The following is a 2,174-nucleotide window of genomic DNA, read 5'->3' on the forward strand; positions in this document are numbered from 1 at the left end:
GCGGTGCACCCGACGTGGGGTGCGCCCCCGGGGGCCGGTTGGGCCGCCCCCGGCGGGGCCCCCGCCGGGGCGGGGGCGGGGCAGCAGCACGCCGACCTCACGCTCGGGGTGCCGGATCCTGCGGTAGGGACGGCCGTCGAAGAGCGTGACGCCCTGGCCGCGTTCGAGTTCGAGCATCAACCGCAGCGCGGTGGACTTTCCCGCCCCCTCTGCGCCGAGCAGCGCGGTCACCGTTCCGGGCCGGGTGTCGAAGGTCAGATCGAGCACGGCGGGCGGAGCGCCCTTGCGGTAGACCTTGGTCAGTCCGGTGATCTGGATCATCGCTGGCTGCTCCCATGCCCTCGGCCGACCTGCTCGACGCGGAGCGCCCCCTGACGGGCGGGCGCGCACCCGCGCGGCTCCGCGCCAGCACATTAGGGGGCGGTGGTGGCTATTCCGGGCATTACGGGAACGGCACGGGCCCACCGGCTGCCCACCTCACCCGATCAGGGGAAAATCCGATCCTGCGATTCACGGTCGGCCGGTCCGTTCCGGGGCTTCGGCCGAGCGGCGGGGACCCGGTGCCGGCGCCATCGGGCGGAGGGGTGCGGGCGGGATCGGACGGAAGGGTTTCGGCAGGCACTGGCGGAGGCGTGCCGGGCAGGACCCGGTGGGGAAGGCGCAGTCGCTACCGAGGGGGCCAGGGCGGCGTCGAGAGCTGCTCGTCGCCGCACGCCGCACGGAACTCCTCGACGGCAACCCGGCCCCGGAGGGTGATCTCGCCCAGTCGTTCCCGCTCCTCGGCCAGCCGTTCCTGCACGGCGGCGATCGTCTCGGGCGCCGCGGACTCGGCCTGCAAGGCGACCAGTTCCTTCTCCGTACCGGTGGTGGTCTCGTCGAGGCTCCGGTAGTCCGCCGCCAGCCTCTCGACGAGGGTTCGCCGGGTGGCGCAGTCCTGAATGGCCATCGCGGGCTCCCTGGGTCCGGTCCGGGGCCTCCGGCCCTGCGGCCGGGGCGTCCCACCGACACTCTGCGCCGCTCCTCTCTGGTCCGCAGCCAGGCCAGGCCATTCGGCTGCCCGGTCGCCGGGGCGGGACAGGGTGGGACAAGGTGGGACGGGGCGGGACGGGCAGCGAGGCGGACCAGGGCCACAGCCGACAGGGCGGGCCGCAACCAGGGAGAGCGCAGGCCCAGCGCTCGGCGGCGAAGCGTCGAGGCGACGGGACCACGGGAGCCGATGGGCCCGCGGCGGCTCAGGACTCCGGGCGGAGCATGGGCGGGTTGAGGACGGTCGCGCCTCCGGCGGTGAACAGCTGGGCCGGTCGTCCACCCTGACGGGTCGTCGTGCCGCCGGAGGGCAGCAGGAAGCCGGGGGTTCCGGTGACCTTGCGGTGGAAGTTCCGCGGGTCCAGCACCACGCCCCAGACCGCTTCGTAGACCCGGCGCAGCTCACCGACGGTGAACTCGGTCGGGCAGAAGGCGGTGGCGAGGGAGGAGTACTCGATCTTGGAGCGGGCGCGTTCCACACCGTCGGCCAGGATCAGGCCGTGGTCGAAGGCGAGCGGGACGCCGTCGGCCGGGTTCGCGCCGAGGAGTTCGCCGACCGGGGCCCAGCGCGCTCCGCTGGCGTCGCCGCCAGCCCGGGGCGTCGGCAGGTCGGGGGCGAGCACCAGGTAGGCGACACTGACCACCCGCATCCGCGGGTCCCGCTGCGGGTGGCCGTAGGTGGCGAGCTGCTCCAGGTGTGCGCCGGCCGCACCGGGGCCGACCGCGTCATGACCGGGGGTGGTGTGGGCGCGCAGGCCGGTCTCCTCGGCCAGCTCGCGGGAGGCGGCCTCGGCCAGGCCCTCGTCCGGGCGGACGAAGCCGCCGGGCAGTGCCCAGTACCCCTGGAACGGTGGCTCTCCGCGTCTGACCAGCAGGGCGCAGAGCGAGTGGTCGCGCACCGTCAGCACTACCAGGTCAACCGTGACAGCGAACGGCGGAAAGGCCGACGGATCGTAACGCGACATGGTCACGATCATAGTCGTCTCTCTGACGATAAGCACAGGCCCGTGCATGGACCGCACAAGGTCGGTGCCTCACCGAAACCGGTTCGGGCAAGGTTCGCGCAGGGGCGGGCACGATGTCGGCGGCCGGGGGGGGGGGGGCCGGGGGGGGGCACCCCCCCGCCCGGCGGGGGGGCGGCGGGGGCG

At 74.5% G+C, this 2,174-nt stretch carries 3 protein-coding genes; all 3 read right to left on the minus strand.

Annotation, left to right across the window (positions count from 1 at the left end; all coding sequences use genetic code 11):
- On the minus strand, window positions 1-321 hold a 321-nt coding region (locus ACFRMQ_RS40290), incomplete at its 3' end, for an ATP-binding cassette domain-containing protein (RefSeq protein ID WP_380735881.1).
- Window positions 322-667: 346 nt separating this feature from the next.
- Window positions 668-946: a hypothetical protein gene (locus tag ACFRMQ_RS40295; RefSeq protein WP_380735882.1), complete on the minus strand. Its 279-nt coding sequence runs from the start codon at window positions 944-946 to the stop codon at window positions 668-670.
- 286 nt (window positions 947-1,232) lie between these two features.
- Window positions 1,233-1,991, minus strand: coding sequence for an NUDIX domain-containing protein (locus ACFRMQ_RS40300; RefSeq protein WP_380735884.1), 759 nt, complete (start codon window positions 1,989-1,991; stop codon window positions 1,233-1,235).
- Window positions 1,992-2,174 lie beyond the last annotated feature (183 nt).

The organism is Kitasatospora sp. NPDC056783 (genome assembly GCF_042789895.1).
GTDB lineage: Bacteria > Actinomycetota > Actinomycetes > Streptomycetales > Streptomycetaceae > Kitasatospora.